The sequence below is a fragment of the Delftia sp. 60 genome (assembly GCF_002754395.1).
In the GTDB taxonomy this organism is placed as follows: domain Bacteria; phylum Pseudomonadota; class Gammaproteobacteria; order Burkholderiales; family Burkholderiaceae_C; genus Comamonas; species Comamonas acidovorans.
Genome location: NZ_PEFD01000001.1, coordinates 2,576,634 through 2,597,062 on the forward strand (window position 1 = coordinate 2,576,634; position 20,429 = coordinate 2,597,062).

At 69.2% G+C, this 20,429-nt stretch carries 16 protein-coding genes; 5 read left to right on the top strand and 11 right to left on the bottom strand.

Going from position 1 to position 20,429, the window contains the following annotated elements; all coding sequences use genetic code 11:
- Position 1: 1 nt before the first annotated feature.
- Positions 2–1,657: a GDYXXLXY domain-containing protein gene (locus CLV01_RS11640; protein ID WP_099734244.1), complete on the bottom strand. Its 1,656-nt coding sequence runs from the start codon at positions 1,655–1,657 to the stop codon at positions 2–4.
- Positions 1,654–2,625 carry a DUF2157 domain-containing protein gene (locus CLV01_RS11645; RefSeq protein WP_099735178.1) on the bottom strand — a complete coding sequence of 324 codons (972 nt, stop codon included), beginning with the start codon at positions 2,623–2,625 and terminating at the stop codon, positions 1,654–1,656. Before CLV01_RS11645 ends, CLV01_RS11640 begins: the two co-directional genes overlap by 4 nt.
- Before the next feature lie 259 nt (positions 2,626–2,884).
- On the opposite strand from CLV01_RS11645, the gene CLV01_RS11650 reads away from it, so the two are divergent.
- The 4 genes from CLV01_RS11650 to CLV01_RS11665 all read left to right on the top strand — a co-directional run bounded on the left by CLV01_RS11650 (position 2,885) and on the right by CLV01_RS11665 (position 8,190).
- Positions 2,885–3,418 carry a hypothetical protein gene (locus CLV01_RS11650; protein WP_012204368.1) on the top strand — a complete coding sequence of 178 codons (534 nt, stop codon included), beginning with the start codon at positions 2,885–2,887 and terminating at the stop codon, positions 3,416–3,418.
- Between the two features lie 136 nt (positions 3,419–3,554).
- Complete coding sequence (gene ccoG, locus CLV01_RS11655) at positions 3,555–5,024, top strand: cytochrome c oxidase accessory protein CcoG (protein WP_099734243.1); 1,470 nt, start codon at positions 3,555–3,557, stop codon at positions 5,022–5,024.
- A gap of 245 nt (positions 5,025–5,269) precedes the next feature.
- Positions 5,270–7,117: a dihydroxy-acid dehydratase gene (locus CLV01_RS11660; protein WP_180288379.1), complete on the top strand. Its 1,848-nt coding sequence runs from the start codon at positions 5,270–5,272 to the stop codon at positions 7,115–7,117.
- Positions 7,118–7,197: 80 nt separating this feature from the next.
- The gene (locus CLV01_RS11665; protein WP_012204371.1) at positions 7,198–8,190 is read left to right on the top strand and encodes a Bug family tripartite tricarboxylate transporter substrate binding protein; all 993 of its coding nucleotides are present in this window, start codon (positions 7,198–7,200) and stop codon (positions 8,188–8,190) included.
- Between the two features lie 364 nt (positions 8,191–8,554).
- On the opposite strand, the gene CLV01_RS11670 is transcribed toward CLV01_RS11665, so the two are convergent.
- The 5 genes from CLV01_RS11670 to CLV01_RS11690 form a co-directional block, all read right to left on the bottom strand.
- Positions 8,555–10,717 (bottom strand): TonB-dependent receptor family protein, encoded by a 2,163-nt coding sequence (locus CLV01_RS11670; RefSeq protein WP_012204372.1) that lies wholly within the window; start codon positions 10,715–10,717, stop codon positions 8,555–8,557.
- Positions 10,718–10,965: 248 nt separating this feature from the next.
- Positions 10,966–12,411, bottom strand: coding sequence for an aminotransferase-like domain-containing protein (locus tag CLV01_RS11675; protein ID WP_099734242.1), 1,446 nt, complete (start codon positions 12,409–12,411; stop codon positions 10,966–10,968).
- Positions 12,412–12,443: 32 nt separating this feature from the next.
- Positions 12,444–13,313, bottom strand: a complete 870-nt coding sequence (locus CLV01_RS11680) for a hypothetical protein (protein ID WP_012204374.1) — start codon at positions 13,311–13,313, stop codon at positions 12,444–12,446.
- A gap of 122 nt (positions 13,314–13,435) precedes the next feature.
- Positions 13,436–14,824 (bottom strand): prephenate-dependent tRNA uridine(34) hydroxylase TrhP, encoded by a 1,389-nt coding sequence (trhP, locus tag CLV01_RS11685; RefSeq protein ID WP_099734241.1) that lies wholly within the window; start codon positions 14,822–14,824, stop codon positions 13,436–13,438.
- Between the two features lie 21 nt (positions 14,825–14,845).
- Positions 14,846–15,757 carry a LysR substrate-binding domain-containing protein gene (locus CLV01_RS11690; protein WP_099734240.1) on the bottom strand — a complete coding sequence of 304 codons (912 nt, stop codon included), beginning with the start codon at positions 15,755–15,757 and terminating at the stop codon, positions 14,846–14,848.
- Between the two features lie 144 nt (positions 15,758–15,901).
- Between CLV01_RS11690 and CLV01_RS11695 the strand changes: the two genes are divergently transcribed.
- The gene (locus tag CLV01_RS11695) at positions 15,902–16,672 is read left to right on the top strand and encodes a sulfite exporter TauE/SafE family protein (RefSeq protein WP_099734239.1); all 771 of its coding nucleotides are present in this window, start codon (positions 15,902–15,904) and stop codon (positions 16,670–16,672) included.
- Positions 16,673–16,682: 10 nt separating this feature from the next.
- Here the strand turns inward: CLV01_RS11695 and prfH are convergent, their stop codons facing one another.
- From prfH to CLV01_RS11715, 4 genes are all read right to left on the bottom strand, one after another.
- Positions 16,683–17,282: a peptide chain release factor H gene (prfH, locus tag CLV01_RS11700; protein ID WP_099734238.1), complete on the bottom strand. Its 600-nt coding sequence runs from the start codon at positions 17,280–17,282 to the stop codon at positions 16,683–16,685.
- A complete protein-coding gene (locus CLV01_RS11705; protein WP_099734237.1) occupies positions 17,273–18,427 on the bottom strand; it encodes an RNA ligase RtcB family protein in 1,155 nt (384 codons plus the stop codon). The genes prfH and CLV01_RS11705 overlap by 10 nt, the downstream gene beginning before the upstream one ends.
- Before the next feature lie 399 nt (positions 18,428–18,826).
- Entirely contained in the window at positions 18,827–19,969 is a 1,143-nt protein-coding gene (tolA, locus tag CLV01_RS11710) for a cell envelope integrity protein TolA (RefSeq protein WP_065347916.1), read from the bottom strand.
- A gap of 24 nt (positions 19,970–19,993) precedes the next feature.
- On the bottom strand, positions 19,994–20,419 hold the full coding sequence (locus CLV01_RS11715; protein ID WP_047218593.1) for an ExbD/TolR family protein: 426 nt from the start codon (positions 20,417–20,419) through the stop codon (positions 19,994–19,996).
- Positions 20,420–20,429: the final 10 nt, after the last annotated feature.

A 20,429-nucleotide genomic window follows, 5' to 3' on the forward strand; every position in this document is an offset into this window, starting at 1 on the left:
CTCAGGGCACGATGGGGCGCAGTTGCGCGTCAGCCATGCCCACCAGCAGCGCACGCCCGTCGGGTTCCACGCGGAACTCGCCGTAGCGGGCCTGCTCCCAGCGCTGGCCATCGCCTTCGCGGAAGTACCAGGCATCGGTCACCAGCGTCCACCGGCCGCCGCGCGGGGTGAGTTCAAAGCGCTGCTCGCCGGGCGCCAGCGGCTCGCTGGCCGTGCCGGTGCGCAGCCACTGCACCACGCCCTGCTCATCGAGCTTGCCGATGGCGTAGAGGCGTCCGCTGCGCAGGTTCTCTTTCTCTACGTCCCTGTCCTCGGAAGGCAGGCGGAAGTTCAGGCGCATGTAGTCGCCCTGCATCAGGGAGCGCGGGTCCACCGGCGCCAGTTCCACGAACACCTTGCGGCCCTGGGCGATGGTGCGTTCCTTCTGCGCAATGCCGATATTGGCCACCGCCAGCGTGCAGGCCGCCGTCAGCACCACCAGCCACGGCGCCCAGCGCTGCAGGGGCGCGGCGCCCGATGCGGCGGCGGTCTCCGCGCTGCCTGGCAGGGCTGCGGCGCGCGGCCCTGCCCAGGCCAGCAGGCCCAGCAAGGCGCCGCAGCCGGCCAGCACCAGGGCCTTGGTGGCCAGTGGCCAGGCCAGCTGGTAGTAGAAGCTGCCCACGATCCAGGCCGCAGCCAGGGCGGCCGCTGCGGCCTGCCGCCAGCGTCCGCTGGTGCCGGTCACCGCCAGCGCCAGCAGGCAGGCGCCCAGCCAGGGCAGGAAGGCACTCAGCACGGCCAGCACCACGGCAGCCACGGCGGCGCGCGGCTGCCGCAGCGTGGGCCACGCGCGCTGGGCGAACCAGGCGGCTGCCAGGGCCAGCACGGCCGAGCCGGCCTGCGTCAGAACGCCCATGGAGATGTTCGGGGCGGCTTCCTGCGCCAGCTCGCCCGCCAGGCCGCCGCCCAGCACGCCGGCCACCATGAAGCTCCTGCCGGACAGAAAGGCCAGGCCAGCCAGCACCGCCAGCAGCCAGCCCGTGGCAAAGGGCTCCATCGCCGCCGCCATGCGGGTCTGTGCCGCAGACTGCCCCAGCGCGCGCCACTGGGCTGCCAGCAGCAGCATCCAGAGCAGCAGCGCCGCATGCACGATGACCCAGGTCGGCAGGCCTGCGTACAGGGTGGATGGATCGTTGTCCGGCCAGAGCATGGTGCAAAACAGCAGCGCGCAGGCGGCGCCCAGCAGCACGCGCAGCCAGGGCCTTGGAATGGCGGCCGTGCAGGCCAGCGCAATGGCCAGGCCTATCGCGCCCGCAGCCTGCCCCGACAGGTCGCGCGCCAGGCCAAAGCCCAGCAGGCCGGCGCCGGTCAGCATGGCAGGCAGGGCCAGTTGCTCCAGGAAGACGGGCAGCTCCTCGGCGCGCAGCACGGCCACGGCTGCGGCCAGCATCATGGCGCCGATCACATAGGTGCCGGCGCCGCGCTCTATCCAGTCGGACAGGGCAAACGCAAACAGAATCAGCAAGGGCAGAAGGGCCAGCCAGGCGCCCAGCGCCGTGAGCAGCACCACCGCCCAATGGCGGTCGTTGGCGGCAGGGCGGCGGTCCTGCAAGGCGGCAGGCGGCAGGATGCCCTGGTCCACGGCCTGGCGCAGCAGAGTGTCGTGTTCGTGGCTCATTGAAGGCCTCCTTCCGCGTTGCGTGACATTCGAAGCACCAGGCTGACCGTGGCCGCCAGCAGGCACGCAGCGCCCAGGCCCACGAGCAGCAGCATGCCCGTGAAGTCCGCCCCCAGTTTTTCCAGCAGCAGATAGACCAGGCCGCACACCAGCAGCACGTTCAGGCCCAGCGCCGCACCGCTGAGCAAAAAGATGTCGAAATGCCTGCGCAGGCCCGCCAGCGCCGCCGCGCCTGCCAGCAGCACCAGCCCCAGCGGGTACTGCGGCGCCACCGTGCTGTGGAACAGCCCGCTGACGGCTGTGGAGGTGATCATCGCCAGCGCCAGCGCGCCCGCGCCGCGCAAGGCCCACAGCCCCGCGCCCGTGAAGCGCCGCAGGGCCGGTGCCATGACCGCGGTGACGGCAAGGGCGGCGCTCAGGGCCACGGCATGCACGCCCAGGTCGCGCGACTCCACTTCCCAGAACTGCGGCGTATGGGCCTGCGCCCACAGCGCAATGCCCGTCATGGCAACCACCACCCAGGGCACCCAGACGCCATCGCTGCGCGCCGCCAGGGCCAACGGCAAGGTCAGAGCTGCCCACAGCGCAAACAGCTGCCAGGGGTCCGCTCCCGTCTGGTAGGTCTGCCCGAAAAAGGCGAACAGCGCACCCGTGCCCAGCAGCGCCAGCACCGACAGCGGCACGCGCGCCGCCGCGCGCCATGCCGCGCCAAGACACATCACGAGCACGAAGCCCTGCAGCAGGGCAAAGCGCTGCATGCGGCCCATGCTCTCCCAATTGGCGGCAATCCACAGCACGATGCCCAGCCCGCCCAGCGCCGCGCCCAGCAAGGCCACCACGGGCCACAGGCGGGTTCTGAGCGCAGCCGGTTCCTGCTCGAATCCCGCCAGTGCAAACAGCTGCACGGCGGCCTTGCGGTCCAGGCCATGTTGGCGGACAAGGTCATGCAATAGGGGGCGCAGGTTCATGGTGCGGACGTTCCTTGGCTTGAAGAGTCGGATGCCCGACTGTGCCAGAACCTCGCGTGCATGGATGGCGGCGCAGGACGGCATTCCGGCGAGCCGGGGGAGCCGTGGGAAGATCGCGGCCAGAGTCCTGCCATCCTCTTGCCATTGCTGCTTAGCCCAATCCTGCCGACATGCCTTTCCTGCCTGCCCCTTGCCCTGGTGCGCAAACGCACCCGCATCCGCATCCGCATCCGCACCCACAACCTGCAGGGCAGGCGCGATGAAGCGCGGCGATGCGCTGGACGGGCAGATCGAGTGGCAGCCGGTCACCCGGCCTGCCGCCATCGCGCTGACGGCCTTTGCCGCCTGGATCATCTGGGGCCACTTCTTCAGCCAGGGTCACTGGCTGCTGCTGCTGGACAATGCCAACCTGGCACTGCACGAAGCCGGGCATCCGCTGGTGGCCCTGTTCTCGCAGCATCTCTCGGTCTACGGCGGCACGCTGTTCCAGCTGCTGTTCCCGGCCCTGTTCATGCGCCATTTCCACAGGCAGGGCCAGCGCACGGGCTGGATTGCCGCGCTGATGTGGCTGGGAGAGAGCCTCATGAACGTGGCCCACTACATGAAGGACGCGCGCGCCCAGGTGCTGCCCCTGGTGGGCGGGGGCGACCATGACTGGACGGAGATCTTCAGCCGCTGGGGCGTGCTCCAGGCCGATGTGCGCATCGGCACGCTGACGGCGCTGCTGGGTCTGTGCCTGGTGCTGTGGGGGCTGCGGCTTGCCGTTGCGGCGCTGCGCTCGCCGCAGGCCTGACCCGCCATCTGATACGGTCGAATCCGCTGCATCTGCTGCTACCGCCGGGGCAGGGCGCTGGGCATAGTCCAGGCAGTCCCCGGCAATTCATGACAAGCCCGCATCAAGGGCGCACCGGCCGGGGCGAAGGCCCCGCATGTCAGAACGACCGAAACCGCTTCCCGATGAAACCGCCGCAGCCCCCCGGCCGCGGCCCGCGCCACGCAAGGTGATTCCCATCGCCGATGCCAGCGCGGAATCCCCGCTGTTCGAATCGCGCAGGAAGATCCAGCCGCGCTCCATCACGGGGCGCTTCACCCATTGGCGCTGGGCCATGGTCTGGCTCACGCAGCTGTTCTTCTATGGCATTCCCTGGCTGCAGATCCATGGCCGGCAGGCCCTGCTGTTCGACCTGGAGCAGCGGCGCTTCTACGTCTTCGGCTGGCTGCTGTATCCGCAGGACTTCATCTACCTGGCGGTGCTGCTCATCGTCTCGGCACTGGCGCTGTTCCTGTTCACCACGGTGGCCGGGCGGCTGTGGTGCGGCTTTTCCTGCCCGCAGACGGTCTACACCGAGCTGTTCATGTGGGTGGAGCGCCGGCTGGAGGGCGACCGCAGCGCACGGCTGCGGCTGGACGGCAGCGGCTGGAGCGCGGAGAAGATCGCGCGGCGCGGCGGCAAGCATGCGCTGTGGCTGCTGATCTCGCTGTGGACGGGGCTGACCTTCGTCGGCTACTTCGTGCCCATCCGCAGCCTGCTGCCCGAGGTGCTGGCGCTGACCGGCGCATGGCAGATCTTCTGGGTGCTGTTCTATGCGCTGGCCACCTACGGCAACGCGGGCTTCCTGCGCGAGCAGGTCTGCAAGCACATGTGCCCCTATGCGCGCTTCCAGAGCGCCATGTTCGACAAGGACACCCTGGTCGTCACCTACGACACCGCACGCGGCGAATCGCGCGGCCCGCGCCACAAGGGGGTGGACTACCGGGCCCAGGGGCTTGGCGACTGCATCGACTGCACGCTGTGCGTGCAGGTCTGCCCGGTGGGCATCGACATACGCGACGGCCTGCAGTACGAGTGCATCGGCTGCGGCCTGTGCATCGACGCCTGCAACAGCGTCATGGACCGCATGCATTACCCGCGCGGGCTGATCCGCCTGTCCACGCAGAACGGCGTGGCCCGGGGCTGGCGCCAGAGCGAGCTGGTGCGCCGCATCTTCCGCCCGCGCGTGCTCATCTACGGCACGGCGCTGGTGGCCATCTCCACGGCCATGGTGGCCAGCCTAGCGCTGCGCACGCCGCTGAAGGTGGACGTGGTGCGCGACCGGGGCACGCTTTCGCGCATCGTGGCCGGCGGCCAGATCGAGAACATCTACCGCGTGCAGATCGGCAATGCCACGGAGCAGGACCAGCGCTATGTGCTGTCGGCCTCGGGCATCGAAGGCCTGCGCGTGGCTTCGGAGACCGAGGTGGACGTGGGCGCGGCCCAGGACCGCTGGGTCGTGGTGCGGCTGCAGGCGCCCTATGGCGCGGCCGGCCCTGGCTCGCACGGCGTGGAGATCACGGCCACGGCGGTGGGTGATCCGGCGCTTACCAAGCAGGCGCACAGCACGTTCCTGGTGCCGCGCTGAGGGGTCGGTTGGGTGGATTGATTCAGGAGTACAGCGCAGTTGTTGTGCACGATGCCTGGTCCGCTGCAGCGCGGGCTGGCATCGGTTTTGAGGCCCCGGAAGTTTGTTCCGGGGCCTTTTTTTCCGTCCATCTGGCGCCGAAGGGCGGCCGCCCAGGCGACTCCCGGGCGACACGATCTGGTGTAAATGCTCATAGGGAAATCCGCAGACCCCGCTATGGTGGGCGGCTGTTTTCCGTCCCGCGTATGAACAAGAAACCTGCCTCCCCCGACAACGTCTTTTCCGAGTCCAGCGCCTCCGCATCGCTGGCCGCCTCCACCACCACAACCAGCACCACCGGCAGCAGCCCGGCAGCGGCCACGCCCACGCCCTTTCGCTCCGCCCTGATCCGCTCCGGCACCATCCGTGCCACCACGCGCAGCTTCCTGCATGCCCTGGGCCAGGACGACGAAGACATGGAGCGCCCGCACATCGGCGTGTTCCACACGGGCGGGGAGATGAGCCCCTGCAACCTCAACCTGCGCGACCAGGCCCAGCATGCCAAGACCGGCATTTATGCCGGGGGCGGTACGCCGCATGAATGCCCGGTGGTGTCGGTCAGCGACGGGCTGACCATGGCGCATTCGGGCATGCGGTTCTCGCTGGTCTCGCGCGAGCTGATCGCCGACAGCGTGGAGGCCTCGGTGCGCGGCCACCAGTGGGATGGCATCTTCGCCATCGGCGCCTGCGACAAGAACCTGCCGGGGCTGATGATGGGCATGGTGCGCTGCAATGTGCCCAGCGTCTTCGTGCATGGCGGCTCGGCCCTGCCGGGGCAGGCGCCCGGCGTGCACGGGCGCGACCTGAACGTGGTCGATACCTACGAGACCATCGGCCAGGTGCTGGCCGGCACCGCCACGGCGCAGGACCTGGAGGCGATGAGCCGCGCCTGCCTGCCCACGGCCGGCGCCTGCGCTGGCCAGTTCACGGCCAACACCATGGGCATGGTGAGCGAGGCGCTGGGCCTGGCGCCCATCGGCTCCAGCATGGTGCCCGCCGTGTTCAGCGAGCGCGCACCGCTGATGCGCCGCGCCGCGCGCCAGCTCATGCAGGCCGTGTGGGCCAGCGCCGAAGGCGGCGGCCCGCTGCCGCGCGACATCATCACGCGCCGGGCGCTGGAGAATGCATGCGCCGTGGTCAGCGCCACGGGCGGATCGACCAATGCCGCCCTGCACCTGCCGGCCATCGCGCACGAGGCCGGCATCCGCTTCCACCTGGACGACGTGGCCGAGATCTTCGCGCGCACGCCGCTGATCGCCGACCTGCGTCCCGGCGGGCGCTTCCTGGCGCGCGATGTGTACTACATCGGCGGCGCCGGCGTGATCCTGCGCACGCTGATGGAGCAGGGCTTTGTCCACGGCGATGCGCTCACCTTCACGGGCCGCACCCTGGCCGAAGAACTGGCCGATGCCGCGCCGCCCGATGGCGAGGTGGTGCGCACGCCCGGCAACCCCATCACGCGCGACGGTGGCCTGACCGTGCTCAAGGGCAATCTCTGCCCCGATGGCGCGCTGCTGAAGACGGCCGGCCTCAAGACCCTGGTGCACCGGGGCCCCGCGCGCGTCTTCGAGTCCGAGGAACAGGCCCAGGCCGCCGTGCAGGCCATGCAGTATGCGGCGGGCGATGTCATCGTCATCCGCAACGAAGGCCCGCGCGGCAGCCCCGGCATGCGCGAGATGCTGGGCATCACCGCGCTGCTGTATGGCCAGGGCATGGGCGACAAGGTGGCCCTGCTGACCGATGGGCGCTTCTCTGGTGCCACGCGCGGCCTGTGCATCGGCTACGCAGGCCCCGAGGCCGCCGACAACGGCCCCATTGCCGCGCTGCGCGACGGCGACCTCATCGCCATCGACGCCCGCGCCGATGCGCGCAGCATCACGGTGGAAATCGGCGAGGTTGAACTGGCCGCACGTCTGGAACAATCGGCCGCCGCGCGCCGCCAGGCCCCGCCGCTGGGCGGCGTGCTGGAAAAATACGCGCTCACCGTGCGCCCGGCCCACCAGGGTGCGGTCACGCATTCGGGCCAGGTGGTCTGGCTGCGCGACGACAGTTGAAGCCGCCGGGCTGGCACGCATTTCCCCCGCTGTTCCCCCACTGTTTTTTCAGAGTTTCAATTTCAACCGGAGACATACGCATGAACATCGACCGCCGCCAATGGCTGGGCACCGCTGGAGCGGGTGCGCTGCTGGCCAGCCTGGGCCAGCAGGCCTGGGCGCAGGCCCAGGGCCCCATCGAAACCCTGAACATCATCACCGGCTTCGCGGCCGGAGGCACCTCGGACGCCATCTGCCGCCGCGTGGGCACCAAGCTGTCGGGCTATGCCAAGACCGCCGTGGTGGAAAACCGCACGGGCGCGGGCGGTCAGATCGCCATCAGCTACGTCAAGGGCCGGCCCGCAGACGGCGCCACCCTGCTGCAGACGCCCACGTCCATGCTGTCCATCTACCCGCACATCTACAAAAAGCTGCCCTATGACCCGGTGGCCGACCTGGCGCCGGTCACCGTGGGCTGCATCTTCGACTTCGGCTTTGCCGTCGGCCCCGCCGTGCCCGCCAGCGTGACCACGGTGCCCGAATTCTTCGCCTGGGCCAAGGCCAACCCCGCAGGCGCCAACTTCGGCTCGCCCGCTCCCGGCTCCACGCCGCACTTCATCGGCGCCCTGCTGGGCCAGCATGCCGGCGTGGACTTCAAGCACGCCGGCTACCGCGGCACCCAGCCCGCGCTGCTGGACATGCTGGGCGGCAACGTCTCCGCCGTCTGCGGCCCCGTGGGCGACATGCTGCAGCACCTGGCCGGCGGCAAGATGCGCATCCTGGGCGTCAGCGGCGCCAAGCGCAGCCGCTTCGCACCCCAGGTGCCCACGCTGGTGGAGCAGGGCTACAAGGACATGGCGCACAGCGAATGGTTCGCCTTCTTCGTGCCCGCCAAGACCCCCGCCGAGACCGTGCAGCGCCTGAACGGCCACATGCGCAAGGCCTTGGCCACGCCCGACGTGGTGGACAGCCTGGCCACCTTCGGCCTGGACGCCCAATCCTCCACCCCCGCCGAACTGGCCGCGCTGCTGCAGTCCGAACTCGCCAAATGGGGCCCCATCGTCAAGCGCGTGGGATTCACAGCAGAGGGCTGATCAAAACCAGCGGGCCGAGCGAAGCGAAGGCCCGAGCCAACTCCCCGTATGTCAGCGCCTGCGTCGGGCCGCCTTCGGGGTTGCAGTCCTGCCGAAGGACAGGACTGCTTCGTCAACCGACTCGCCGCAGTTGTCTGAACGGAGCGCGCAGCGCGCAGTGAGTTCTGCGGCGAACCCCGCAGGCGGCCCGACGCAGGTTGCCCCGCAGCGCAGCGAAGGGGTCGCGGACATTCGGGTCGTCTTTCTTTTGCCTCCTTTTCTTTGACGAATCAAAGAAAAGGAGGTCGGCCGCCGGGCCGAGACCCGGCCTCGAAAAACAACCACCCGGCAGGGACCAAAAGTTTAGGCCCCTGCAATAGCAGCCTCAGAACGGCAACGTCCCCTGCACATACAACGTCCGAGGCATCCCCACATACTTGCCCCCGTTGTTATCCGTAGACCGCGTGTAGTACCTGCGATCGAACAGATTCTTGACCCCCACAGCCACCCGCAGATTGCTCAGCGACTTGCCAAAGTCATAGCCCGCACGCAGGCCCACGGTCGCAAACCCGGGAATATCCCCCAGCCGCCCCGCAGCATCTTCCTGCGTCACATACTGCGTGCCCGACCCCGGAGAGCGCTGCTTCGATTGCGCGGCCAGGTCCGCATTCAGCGTCCACTGTCCCAGCGCATAGCGCGCCCACAGCTGGCCCGTGTGGCGCGAGTACAGCGGCAGGTCGCGCCCCGCGAAATCGCCAGCGCGCGAGACGGCCTCGGTGTAGGTGTAGGACACACCCGCCGTCAGCCCCTTGAGCGCGGCATTCCACTGGCCCAGGTCGTAGCGCAGCGAGGACTCGATGCCTCGGTGGCGCGTGGCGCCCAGGTCGGTCCAGATGCCGTCCACGCCCACGCGGGTCAGCAGCAGTTCCTTGTCGAAGTCGATGTTGAACAGCGTCAGCTCGGCGTTCAGCGCCGGGCTGTTGTAGTGCGTGCCCACCTCATAGGTCTTGGCCGATTCGGGATGCAGGCCGCGCTCGGTCTGGGCCAGCTGCGCGTACTGCTGCGGGCCGAAGGACTTGCCCGCGTTGGCGAACAGCGACCACTGCGCATTCATGCGGTAGAGCACGGACAGCGTGGGCAGGAACTCGCTTGCATCGGCCTTGGGGAACAGCTGGCTGGTGACGGTGCTGCCATCGGCGCCCAGGTTGCTGACGTTGTTGAAGGAGTTGATGCGTTCGTAGCGCACGCCGGGCGTGATGGTCCAGTTGCCGATGTCGATGCGGTCATCGATGTAGAAGGCATGGGCCGTGGTGCCGCCCTGGCTGGTCTGGTAGGGCGTGATCGGCAGGGCCATGGCGTTGGCCATGGTGGCGGGGTTGTAGTAGGCGGTGCGCAGCGCCACTTCGGAACTGCTTTCCTTGAGGTAGCGGTAGCCCACGCTGACTTCCTGCACCACGGAGCCGGTCTCGAACAGGCGCGAGTAGCGCGGCTCGATGCCGAAATAGTGGTAGCTGCGCGGCGCGGCCGTCAGGCGGCGCTGGTTGGCGTTGTCCTGCTCGATGTAGCTGCCGCGGAACGAGTCCACGTAGTAGCCCAGCACCTCGAAGTTGTTGCGCCCGTCCTTGTGGTTGTACTTGAACGAGGCATCGGTGCGGCGGCCGTCGAAGCTGTCGTAGGAGCGCGTGGACTGGAACGGGTCGGCCGCGTACTGCGCCGTGGTCAGGCCGCCGGGCATGCGGCCCGAGCCCTCGAAGTGGTGCAGCGAGACGGCGATGTCGTCCTGGGCCGATATGCGGTAGGCGCCCTTGAGCAGGATGTCGTCGATGTCGGTCTTGTCATTGCCTGCGCGCCAGCCGTCGCCATGCGTGCCCGAGTACAGCAGGGCCAGGCCCAGGCCGGATTCGTTGGTGCCGCCCACGAACAGGCTGGGCGTGGTCTTGGCATTGCCGCCGTGGCTGTAGATCTCGGTGCCCACCGAGGCCTCGGCCGCGAAGGTCTTGGGAATGGCGCGCGTGACGAAGTTGATGATGCCGCCCACGTTCTGGGGGCCGTAGCGCACCGAGCCCGCGCCGCGGATCACGTCCACCGACTCCAGGTTGCCCAGCGACACGGGCGCTAGCGACAGCTGGGGCTGGCCGTAGGGCGCGTAGGAGACGGGCACGCCGTCCATCAGCACATACGAGCGCGGCGACAGGCGCGCCGTTAGGCCGCGCACGCCGATGTTCAGCGACACGTCGCTGCCGCCCGTGCCGTTGCTGTCCTGCACCTGCACGCCGGGCACCAGGCGCAGCACGTCGCGCAGGCTGGAGGAGCCGGTTTCCTCGATGCGCGCCCGTTCGACGATGGTGCGCGCGCCGGCATGGTCCAGCACCTTTTCCTCGGTGGGGTTGTCCAGCCAGTTGCCCGTGACGGTGATGGCGGACAGGCCGGCCTCGGGTGCGGTGGTGGTGGGGGATGGCGCCTGTGCCGACGCCTGCAGCGACAGCAGGGCGGCGGCGACAGCGGCCGCGCAGCGTGTGAGCGTGGCGCAGTGATTGCTGGAAACCATGGAAAACTTCCTTTGTGCCTCTGGGATTGGTGCAGCGCTGAAGGGTCGGCTGGCAGGCTGCAGGACGCGTGGCGGCGGGCGAGGCGGAAGCAGGAGACAAGGACCGGTCAGCATGCATGGCGGCGATGCCGGTTCGGGGTGCGAGTCTAAATGAGAATCATCCAGCTTGCACCAGGCTGACAGCAGCTGTGCCGGGCCGCGTTGCCCGGGCGCTACAGCACAGCAGGTGCTGCCAGCGCAGCGGGCGCTTACCTTGCTGCTGTTGCTGTTGGAAGGGGCTGCATTGCGCGGGCCAGCTCGCCCAGCGTGGCCAGGGCCTGCCCGGTCTCGTCGCTCCAGTCATGGCCGTAGTTCAGCCGCAGGCAGTGGCCGAAGGCCTGCGAGGCCGAGAAGATCGGCCCCGGCGCCACGCTGATGCCGCGCGCCAGCGCCGCGCGGTGCAGGGCCAGCGCATTGCAGTACGGCGGCAGCTCTATCCACATGAAGTAGCCGCCCTCGGGCCGCGTGGCCCGCGTGCCTTGTGGAAAGTGGCGGGCAATGGCCGATGCCATGTGGTCCCGCTGCAGAGCCAGGCTCTGGCGCAGGCGGCGCAGGTGGCGGTCGGCGCCGCCGCTTTCCAGGTAGTCGGCCAGCGCCTGCTGGGTGGGCGCATTCGTGGCCAGCGTGGTGGTGAGCTTTTGCCGGGCCACGGCGCGCGTGAAGCGCCCGGGGGCGGCCCAGCCCGTGCGCCAGCCCGGCGCCAGCCATTTGGAGAACGAGCTGCAGTGCAGCACCCAGCCTTCGGTGTCGAAGGTCTTGGCCGGCGGCGGGCGGCGCTCGCCGAAGTACAGCTCGCCGTACACATCGTCTTCGATCAGCGGCACGCGGTGGCGCGTGACCAGCTCCACCAGTGCGCGTTTGCGCGCCTCTGGCATGAGGCTGCCCAGCGGGTTCTGAAAGCAGGTCATCAGCCAGATGGCCTGGGGCCGGTGGCGCTGCAGTGCTGCCTCCAGCGCGTTCAGGTCCATCCCCTCGCCCGGATGGGTGGGCACTTCGATGGCCGACAGGCCCATGCGCTCCAGCGCCTGCAGCGCGCCATAGAAGCAGGGCGATTCGATGACCACGGCGCCGCCGGGCCGCGTGACGGCGGCCAGGCACAGGTTCAGAGCCTCCAGTGCGCCGTTGGTGATGACCAGGTCGGCCGGCGTCAGCGCCAGGCCGTCGGCCAGGTAGCGGCGTGCGATCTGGCGGCGCAGCGCCAGGCTTCCGGGCGTGAGGTCGTCGATGGCGCTGCGCGGGTCGGCCTCGCGCGCGGCATGCGCCAGGCACTGGCCCAGGCGGCGCAGCGGGAACAGGCCCGGCGAGGGAAAGGCTGAGCCCAGGGGCACGACATCGCGGTCCATGGCCGACTCCAGCACCTCGAACACGCGCTCGCTCACATCGACCACGGCAAAGCTGTCGCCCTCGGGCGAAGACGGCTCGGTGGGCTCGGGCGGCGCGCTGCGCGGGCGCTGGGCCACGAAGTAGCCCGATCGCTCGCGCGCGCGCACCAGGCCGCGCGCTTCCAGCAGGTAGTAGGCCTGGAAGACGGTGGAGGCGCTGACGCCGCGCCGCTCGCTGGTCTGGCGCACCGAGGGCAGCTTGTCACCTGGGCACAGAACGCCTGCGGTGATGGATGCCTCGATATCGTCGGCCAGCTCCTGGTAGCGCGTCATGGCGGCGTGCGTGCTTGGGTGCGGGCGCCGCTTCAGCCTTGCTCGGCCAGCAGTTCCTGCAGCGCCTTGATCTGCTGGCGCAGGCGCTCGTTCTCGGCTTCGAGTTCGTTCACGCGCTGCTGCAGTTCCTCGGGCGAGGCGGTCACGGCCGCACCTTCGCCGTCGGCCGCTTCGGCTTCGGGCTTGGCGGCCTTGGGCTTTTTCTTGGCATCGCGCACGCGCTTGGCGGCCTGCTTGAGTTCGTCGGCGCCTGCGGCGGCCACGGCCTGCTGCTCGTCCACGGGCAGGCTGGCGACCACGGCGGCGGTGCTCAGCGAGATGTCGCCCGAGCGCACGGCGGCCACCACTTCGGGCGCGGCCTTTTGCTGGATGGTCTCGATCAGCTTGACCTGGCTGCTGGACAGGCGGGCCACGCGGGCCAGGGCTTCGCGCGTGTCCAGGGCCTCGTCGGGCACCTTGGCCACGCTGGCCAGGGCGGCGGCGACCACGGGGTCGGTCTCGCCCTCCCAGGGGGCTTCACCTTCGGCCTGGGGCGCATCGGCCTTGGCGGCCATCACGGCCGCGGCGGCGGCCGAGCGGCGCGTGGCAATGATCTCGCGCTTGCGCAGCGCCAGCACGCCGCGCTGGAAGTCGGACACGCTGCGGCGGCCCAGGTGCTGGTCGATCATCCACAGGTGCACGTCGTCCATGTTCTTGAACTGCGTGGCCTGCACGGTGTTGAAGGGCAGGCCGTGCTTTTGGCAGATGGCGTAGCGGTTGTGGCCGTCGATGAGCAGGTCGTTCCAGAGCACGAGCGCGTCGCGGCAGCCTTCGGCCACGATGCTGCGCTCCAGCGCGTCGAGTTCATCGGGGGTCAGCGGGTCGATGTAGGCCTTGAGTTCTTCGTTGACGACGATGTCCATGGCAGTGCAGAAATGAGGAATGAAAGGAACGGCGGCCGCTCCAGGCCATTGCAGCAATGGCCCTGGACAGCCGCCAGGAAAAAATCACGGGCAAGAAGAGCAGGGCGGCCTGCGCCCCGGCTTCACAGCAGGCGCGAGATCAGCGCACCCTCGGCCGGCGCATCCAGCGGAATGCGCACGCGGATCGGGTTGCCCTGGGCGACCTGCACGGGTTCGCCGTTGAGGTTGAACATCTTCTCCAGCAGCACCTGGCGGTTGCCCTGCGGGTGGATGATCTCCAGCGTATCGCCCACCGAGAAGCGGTTCTTGGTCTCCACCTCGGCCATGCCGTCGGCATAGCTGCGCACCTCGCCCACGAAGTGGCTGCGCTGCAGCACCGAGTGGCCGGTCTCGTAGTTCTGGTAGTCCTGCGAGGGACGGCGCTCCAGCAGGCCGCCCGTGTAGCCACGGTTGGCCAGGCCTTCGAGCTCGGTGATCAGGTGCGGGTTGAAGGGGCGGCCGGCCACGGCATCGTCGATGGCGCGGCGGTAGACCTGGGCCGTGCGGGCCACGTAGTACAGGCTCTTGGTGCGGCCCTCGATCTTGAGCGAGTCCACGCCGATCTTCACCAGGCGCTCCACATGCTCCACGGCGCGCAGGTCCTTGGAGTTCATGATGTAGGTGCCGTGCTCGTCTTCCATGATGGGCATCAGCTCGCCGGGGCGGCCCTTTTCCTCCAGCAGGTAGACCTGCTCGGCCTTGGGGTGGCGCGCGCCGTCGCCGCAGGTGCTGGTGAACTGGCTGTCGGCTTCCTCGCGGGCCTTCTCGAAGCTGAAGTCCTGCTCCATGGTCTGGGCCAGGGCCTCGCCGGTATTGGGATCCACCGCCGCGTCATGCGTCTTGTAGTCCCAGCGGCAGGCATTGGTGCAGGTGCCCTGGTTGGGATCGCGCCGGTTGAAGTAGCCCGACAGCAGGCAGCGGCCCGAGTAGGCGATGCACAGCGCGCCGTGCACGAAGACCTCGATCTCCATGTCCGGGCATTCCTGGCGGATCTTCTCGATCTCGTCCAGCGACAGCTCGCGCGACAGGATGATGCGCGAGACGCCGGCCTTCTGCCAGAACTTCACTGTGGCCCAGTTGGTGGTGTTGGCCTGCACCGAGAGATGGACCTCGGTCTCGGGCCACTTTTCCTTGACCATCATGATCAGGCCGGGGTCGGCCATGATCAGCGCGTCGGGCTTGCACTCGATCACGGGCTCGATGTCGCGGATATAGGTGCGCACCTTGTCGTTGTGGGCGATCAGGTTGCTGGTGACGAAGAATTTCTTGCCCCGCGCATGCGCCTCGGAGATGCCCTGGGCGATCTGTTCGAGGCGGAATTCGTTGTTGCGTGCGCGCAGGCTGTAGCGGGGTTGCCCGGCGTAGATGGCGTCGGCGCCAAAGTCGTAGGCCGCACGCATCTTGTCGAGCGAGCCGGCCGGCAGCAGCAGTTCGGGGGCTTTGAGGGTCATGATCCCCGTATTGTCCCGCATCGCGCTTTCCAACACGGTTCGCTATGGCTCCGCCAGGCCCAGTCCCTTCAGATGCACCAGCAACTGCCTTGCATGGGCGGGCAACTGGTCTTCCCGGGCCGTGCACAGCAGCAGCTGGCGCCGGGCCCAGGCATCGCTCAAGGGCACGGGGCGGGCGCCGCTGGCTGGAGCCAGGCGCTGCGCGGCGGCGGCGGGCATGACGGCCACGCCCACGCCCTGGCCCACCAGCTGGCAGATGCTGTCCAGGTGCTGCAGCTGGGCGCGCCAGCGCAACTGCCCTCCTGACGGCCCTTCCAGCAAGGCGGCCTGCTGGCGCACCAGCACCTGCAGGGCGGCATCGTGCGGCAGGCCTACCCAGTCTTCGGTCAGCAGGTCCTGCAAGGCCAGCCGCTTGCGCCGGGCCAGGCGGTGGGCGCGCGGCAGCACGGCCACCAGCGGGTCGGGGCGCCAGGGCGTGGCCTGCAGGCCGCGCAGGTCCTGGGCATCGCTGGCCACGCCGATGTCGCACAGGCCCTGGCGCAGCCGGTCCAGCACTTCGGCGCTGCGGCATTCCTGCAGTTCCAGCGCCACGCGCGGATGCCCGCGCAGGAATCCGGCCACGGCCAGCGGCAGGTGCTCGCTCACGGCCGAGGTGTTGCCGCATACGCGCACATGCCCGGCCAGGCCCGCGCCGTACTCGGCCATGTAGCCGCGCAGGCGTTGCATCCGGGCCAGAACGTCACGCGCATGCTGGCCCAGCGTGTGGCCGGCCGCCGTGGGCCGCACGCCGCGCGCCTGGCGCGCGAGCAGGGCGCAGCCCAGTTGCGCCTCCATGCCGCGCACGCGCTCGCTGGCCGAGGCCAGGGTCATGTGCGCGCGCCCGGCCGCCGCCGTGAGCGTGCCGCAGTCGAGGATATGGACGAACAGCTGCAGGTCGGTGAGGTCGAATCGCATGGCCTATGGTGCTGAAGGCTCAGGCCATGCCTGAGCCTTGGTTTGAAGATTCCCGATTGTGATCCCTGCGGTGGTGCGCGAGCATGGCGCCATAAGGTTCAGGAAGGGCCTGAGCCAGGTCAGTGAAAGTGCAGGGTGGCCGTGATGTGGGATGCGTGGTGGGTGCTGGCGGCGGCGGTGGCCGTGTTCGGGCTGGCCGGTGTCGTCAAGGGAGTGGTGGGCCTGGGCCTGCCCACGGTGTCCATGGCGCTGCTGGCGCTGTTCATGCCGGCCGGGCAGGCGGCGGCCTGGCTGCTGCTGCCGTCCCTGGTGACCAATGTGGTGCAGATGCGGCCCATGCCATCGCTTTGGCCTCTGCTGCGGCGCCTGGGCTGGATGCAGCTGGGCATTGTCGCGGGCACGGTGGGCGGCATGCTGTGGTGGGGCCCGGTGGGCGAGGCCGCCGTGGCGCGCACGGCGCTGGGCGTGGCCCTGGTTATTTATGCCCTGTGGGGCCTGTGGGGGCCGGGCCTGCAGTTGCCGCAGAGGCATCAGGCCTGGCTGGGTCTGTTGTGCGGTCTGTTGACGGGCGGGATCACGGCGTTGACCGGCGTGTTCGTGGTGCCGGCCGTGGCCTTTTTGCAATCGCTGGCGCTGGGCCGGCAGGCGCTGATGCAGGCCATGGGCCTGTGCTTCACGGTGTCCACGCTGGCGCTGGGCGCGGGCATGGCGCTGGCGCAGGGGCCGGGCCATGCCGCTTCGTCCTGGACGGGCTGGGGGGCCACGGCCCTGGTTTCCGCACTGATGCTGCTGCCCGCCCTGGCCGGCATGGCCTGGGGCGAGCGGCTGCGCCAGTCGCTGTCGCCCCAGGTTTTCAAGCGCGTGCTGATGCTGGGCCTGCTGGCCCTGGGCATCTACATGTGCGCCAGGGGTTAGCTCCGGGCGTTCAGGCGCGGAACACCTTCACGGGGCTGCCGCGCTCCACCTCCCAGTGCTGCTGGCTGCGCGTGCGCCGGGCCTGGCCCTCGCCCTGCGCGTTGAGGCGCGCCAGCTTCAGGGCCAGCAGCTCGCGCGCCAGCCGCTTGTTGGCGTGCTGGCTGCGCTCGCTCATGACCTTCACCGAGATCCCGCTGGGCACATGCAGGGCATGGACGGCGGAGTCCGTGGTGTTGACATGCTGGCCGCCCTTGCCCGAGGCCTTGCAGGCCTGGAAGACGATTTCGCCGTCTGCCGGCAATTGCCGGGGCGGCTCGCACTTCTGCACGGCAACAAACCAGTTCCTGCGCGGGTGGTGGGGCCGCAGGGGACTGTCGAAGACCCACTGGATGGTGCCCAGCCAGGCGCCCAGCGTGCCGTGAAGCAGGTCCGTGTCGCCCTCGCAGCGCAGCAGCACGGACTTGTAGCCGGCCGGCGTGGGCGTTTCCTCCAGCACGTCCACGGCGATGCCGCTGGCGGCGCAGTCGCGCAGCAGCTCGCGCAGGGTCAGGCGCACGGCATGCTCGCACTCGGCGGGGCCGTGGGATGCGGTCAGCTGGATCAGCAGCATTGCATGGCTCCCTTCTTGTAGGTCAGCAGGGGACGCAGCCGTGCCACCAGTTGCACCAGGCCGGCTTCCTGCAGGCTGGCGACCACGGAGTCCACGTCCTTGTAGGCCTGGGGGGCCTCCTCGTAGACCAGTTCGCGGTCGGCGCAGACCACGGCGCTGCCGAATTGGGTGCGCAGCAGCTCGTCCAGGGTGAAGCGCGGGCGCAGGCGGCCCATGCAGTCGGTGCGTGCCCACTTGCGGCCCGCGCCGTGCGCCAGCGAGTGCAATGCTTCATCACGCCCGGCCACGGGCCGCACAAGGTAGCTGTAGTCGCCGCGCGAACCCGGAATCACCACCAGCCCCTGGTCGGCCGGCGTGGCGCCCTTGCGGTGCAAAAAGCCATCCTCGCTGCGCCAGTGGTGGGCGATCACGTGGTTGTGGGTGATGTCCAGCAGGGCCTGGCCGCGCGTGCGCAGGGCGCGCAGCAGGCGTGCCGCAATGCTGGCGCGGTTCAGTTGGGCGAAGGCGATGGCGGCCGCGTGCTGGCGCAGGTACTGCGTGGCGGCATCGCTGCTGGCTGCCAGGCCGTCGTGGCTGAAGGCCTCCACATGGGCGCGCAGGATGGCGCCCCCCAGCCCGCGCGAGCCGCTGTGCACCATGAGGTGCACGCGTTTCCTGTCGAGCGCGCCGTCCTCGTACAGCGTGTCCACCACCTGCAGTTCTGCAAAGTGGTTGCCGCCGCCAATGGTGCCCAGGCTGTCCTGCAGATACGCCAGGTCGGCCACGCCGCTGGCCTGGGCGATGTGCTCCAGCTGCTGCATGTCCACGGCGTCCAGCAGTTCCTGGGGCAGGGGGCCGTCGATGTTGCCCACCGCCTTTTCCAGCTTGGGGGCCGAGGTCTTGTGCGCCGCCAGCTCCGTGCTGTACAGCGACATGCCGCAGCCGATGTCGCCGCCGACCAGGGCCGGGTAGAAGCGGCCCACGGAAAAGAAGGCTGCCCCTACCGGGTAGCCCCGGCCCGGGTGCAGGTCGGGCAGGCCCACGGCTGCGCGCATGCCGGCCAGGTTGCGGGCCGTAGTTTGAAGTTGTTGGATGGCGGCGTCTTCAATCCAGACGCCGCGGTTGGCGAACACCTCAATGTAGGTGTCCGAAAGGGAATTGCCCATGAATGGCTTTCGATCGAGTGCTTGGGGCACATTCCGGCAGATGCGGAATGCGCAATGGGCAGTCGCCGCAAGCTCGATGGACAGGCATCAGGAAAAGCGCACGCGCAGCCGAAAGCCGGGCCTCTTGCGGGGCCGGGAATCAGGTCTGCAGCGTGGCCTGGAGGCGCTAGGGCTTCAAGCGTGCACGACTGCAAAGGGACGTGTCGAATGGGACATGGGTTCTCTCCTTTGCGATGGTGGACGGGGGCCGCGAATGCGGCAAAGACGGGGATGCTAGGGACAAGCGGCCGGTGCCGCAAGCGAAGTCGCAGGCGCGTGGCGGATTGCATACAACGCAAGATGGAAAAAGCCCCGCAGGCAGGTACCGGCGGGGCTTTTTGATGAAGGGCCTGTGCCCGTTCAGTCCTGCGGGCGGAATCCGATGACCAGGTCCGAAGGCACGCGGCCATCGATGTCGCGCGGCAGCGTCTCGGTCTTTTGCAGCGCGCGGATGACGGCATCGTCCCAGGCCTTGTTGCCGCTGGACTTGGCAATGGTGGCGCCGGTGATGGTGCCATCGGGCGCGGTGCGCACGCGCACCTCGGCCCGCGGGTTGCCGCTGATGGCGTCTGGATAGACGATGTTGGGCTTGACGCGCGCGGCCACCTTGGCGCCATAGCCGGCCGAGGGGCCTCCGGCCGAGCTGCCCGAGCCGCCGCTCTTGCTGCCACCTGCGCCTTCGCCGGCCGAGCCGCCGCTGCCGGCCAGGCCCTGCATGCGGCGGATGTTTTCCAGGCGGCGTGCCTCGGCTTCCTTGGCCTCGCGGGCTTCCTTGGCGGCCTGTTCCTTCTTGCGCTTGTCCTCGGCGGCTTTCTTCTCGGCTTCGGCCTTGGCGGCCTTTTCCTTGTCGGCCTTCTCGGCTTTCTCGCGCTCGGCCTTGTCCTTGGCGGCTTTTTCCTTGTCCGCCTTTTCCTTTTCGGCCTTGTCCTTCTTTTGCTGCTCCAGGCGGTCCTTGCGGTCCTGCTCGGCCTTGTCCTTTTTCTGCTGCTCGAGCTTGTCGCGGCGGTCCTTCTCGGCTCTTTCCGCCTTCTCGCGCTCGGCCTTGTCCTTGGCCGCCTTGTCGGCCTTTTCCTTGTCCAGGCGCTCCTGGCGTTCCTTCTCGCGCTGCTCACGGGCGGCCTGTTCGGCGCGCTCCTTCTTTTGCTGCTCGATCTTGCGCTTCTTCTCCAGCGCGATCTCGGCCTCGTGGTCGTCGTCCACGGCCTGCGGCTTGGGAGGTGGGGGCGGTGCAATCACGGGCGCGGGCGGCGGCGGTGGCGGCTGGGGAACAGGCTCGGGTGCAGGTGGCGGCGGTGGCGCAGGCACGGGCAGGGCGGGAGCGGGTGCGGCCGTGGACCAGAACTCGGCCTCGACCATGGGCTCGTCGGCCTGCTTCGGGGGGCGCACGGTCCACAGCATGGCGGCCACGAGCAGCCCGTGCGCTGCCGCGGCCAGGGCCCACGAGCGCGTGCGGCCGCGCGTGCGCGGCGGTGCGAACTGGTCGTGGTCTTGCAGGTTGGGCATGGGATCGAAGGCGGGCGGCGCTGCTTACTGGGAGGACTTGACGCCGAAGGCCACGCGCTTGACGCCGGCCGCCTGAAGCTCGGACATGGCGGCCATCACGGTCTCGAAGGGCAGCTTCTTGTCCGCCGAAATCAGCACGGCGCTGTCGTCGCTTTGCTGGTCCTGCCAGCTCCTGGCGGCTGCGCCCAGCTCCTTGAGCGTGACGGTCTTGTCGGTGCTGCCGGCCTTGATGCGGATGCCGCCGTCCTTGTCGATCATCACGTCGGCGCGCTTCGGGGGCGTGCGCGCGGCCTTGCCGGCACTGGGCACGTTGATGGAGCCCGGCGTGAGCATGGGGGCCGTCACCATGAAGATGATGAGCAGCACCAGCATCACGTCGATGAAGGGCACCATGTTGATCTCGTTGACGGTGCGGCGGCTGCGGCCGCCGCGCGAGGCTACTGCGGGCATGTGCTCACTC

Coding starts and splice junctions, on each gene's coding strand:
- CLV01_RS11680 (WP_012204374.1), bottom strand. CDS start 13,313: ATGGACATCGTCGTCAACGAAGAACTCAAGGCCTACATCGACCCGCTG.
- CLV01_RS11690 (WP_099734240.1), bottom strand. CDS start 15,757: ATGCGATTCGACCTCACCGACCTGCAGCTGTTCGTCCATATCCTCGAC.
- prfH (WP_099734238.1), bottom strand. CDS start 17,282: ATGCTGCTGATCCAGCTGACCGCATCCCACGGCCCCGCCGAGTGCGAG.
- CLV01_RS11650 (WP_012204368.1), top strand. CDS start 2,885: ATGAAGCGCGGCGATGCGCTGGACGGGCAGATCGAGTGGCAGCCGGTC.
- ccoG (WP_099734243.1), top strand. CDS start 3,555: ATGTCAGAACGACCGAAACCGCTTCCCGATGAAACCGCCGCAGCCCCC.
- tolA (WP_065347916.1), bottom strand. CDS start 19,969: ATGCCCAACCTGCAAGACCACGACCAGTTCGCACCGCCGCGCACGCGC.
- CLV01_RS11645 (WP_099735178.1), bottom strand. CDS start 2,625: ATGAACCTGCGCCCCCTATTGCATGACCTTGTCCGCCAACATGGCCTG.
- CLV01_RS11660 (WP_180288379.1), top strand. CDS start 5,270: ATGAACAAGAAACCTGCCTCCCCCGACAACGTCTTTTCCGAGTCCAGC.
- CLV01_RS11715 (WP_047218593.1), bottom strand. CDS start 20,419: ATGCCCGCAGTAGCCTCGCGCGGCGGCCGCAGCCGCCGCACCGTCAAC.
- CLV01_RS11675 (WP_099734242.1), bottom strand. CDS start 12,411: ATGACGCGCTACCAGGAGCTGGCCGACGATATCGAGGCATCCATCACC.
- CLV01_RS11705 (WP_099734237.1), bottom strand. CDS start 18,427: ATGGGCAATTCCCTTTCGGACACCTACATTGAGGTGTTCGCCAACCGC.
- CLV01_RS11695 (WP_099734239.1), top strand. CDS start 15,902: ATGTGGGATGCGTGGTGGGTGCTGGCGGCGGCGGTGGCCGTGTTCGGG.
- trhP (WP_099734241.1), bottom strand. CDS start 14,824: ATGCGGGACAATACGGGGATCATGACCCTCAAAGCCCCCGAACTGCTG.
- CLV01_RS11665 (WP_012204371.1), top strand. CDS start 7,198: ATGAACATCGACCGCCGCCAATGGCTGGGCACCGCTGGAGCGGGTGCG.
- CLV01_RS11640 (WP_099734244.1), bottom strand. CDS start 1,657: ATGAGCCACGAACACGACACTCTGCTGCGCCAGGCCGTGGACCAGGGC.
- CLV01_RS11670 (WP_012204372.1), bottom strand. CDS start 10,717: ATGGTTTCCAGCAATCACTGCGCCACGCTCACACGCTGCGCGGCCGCT.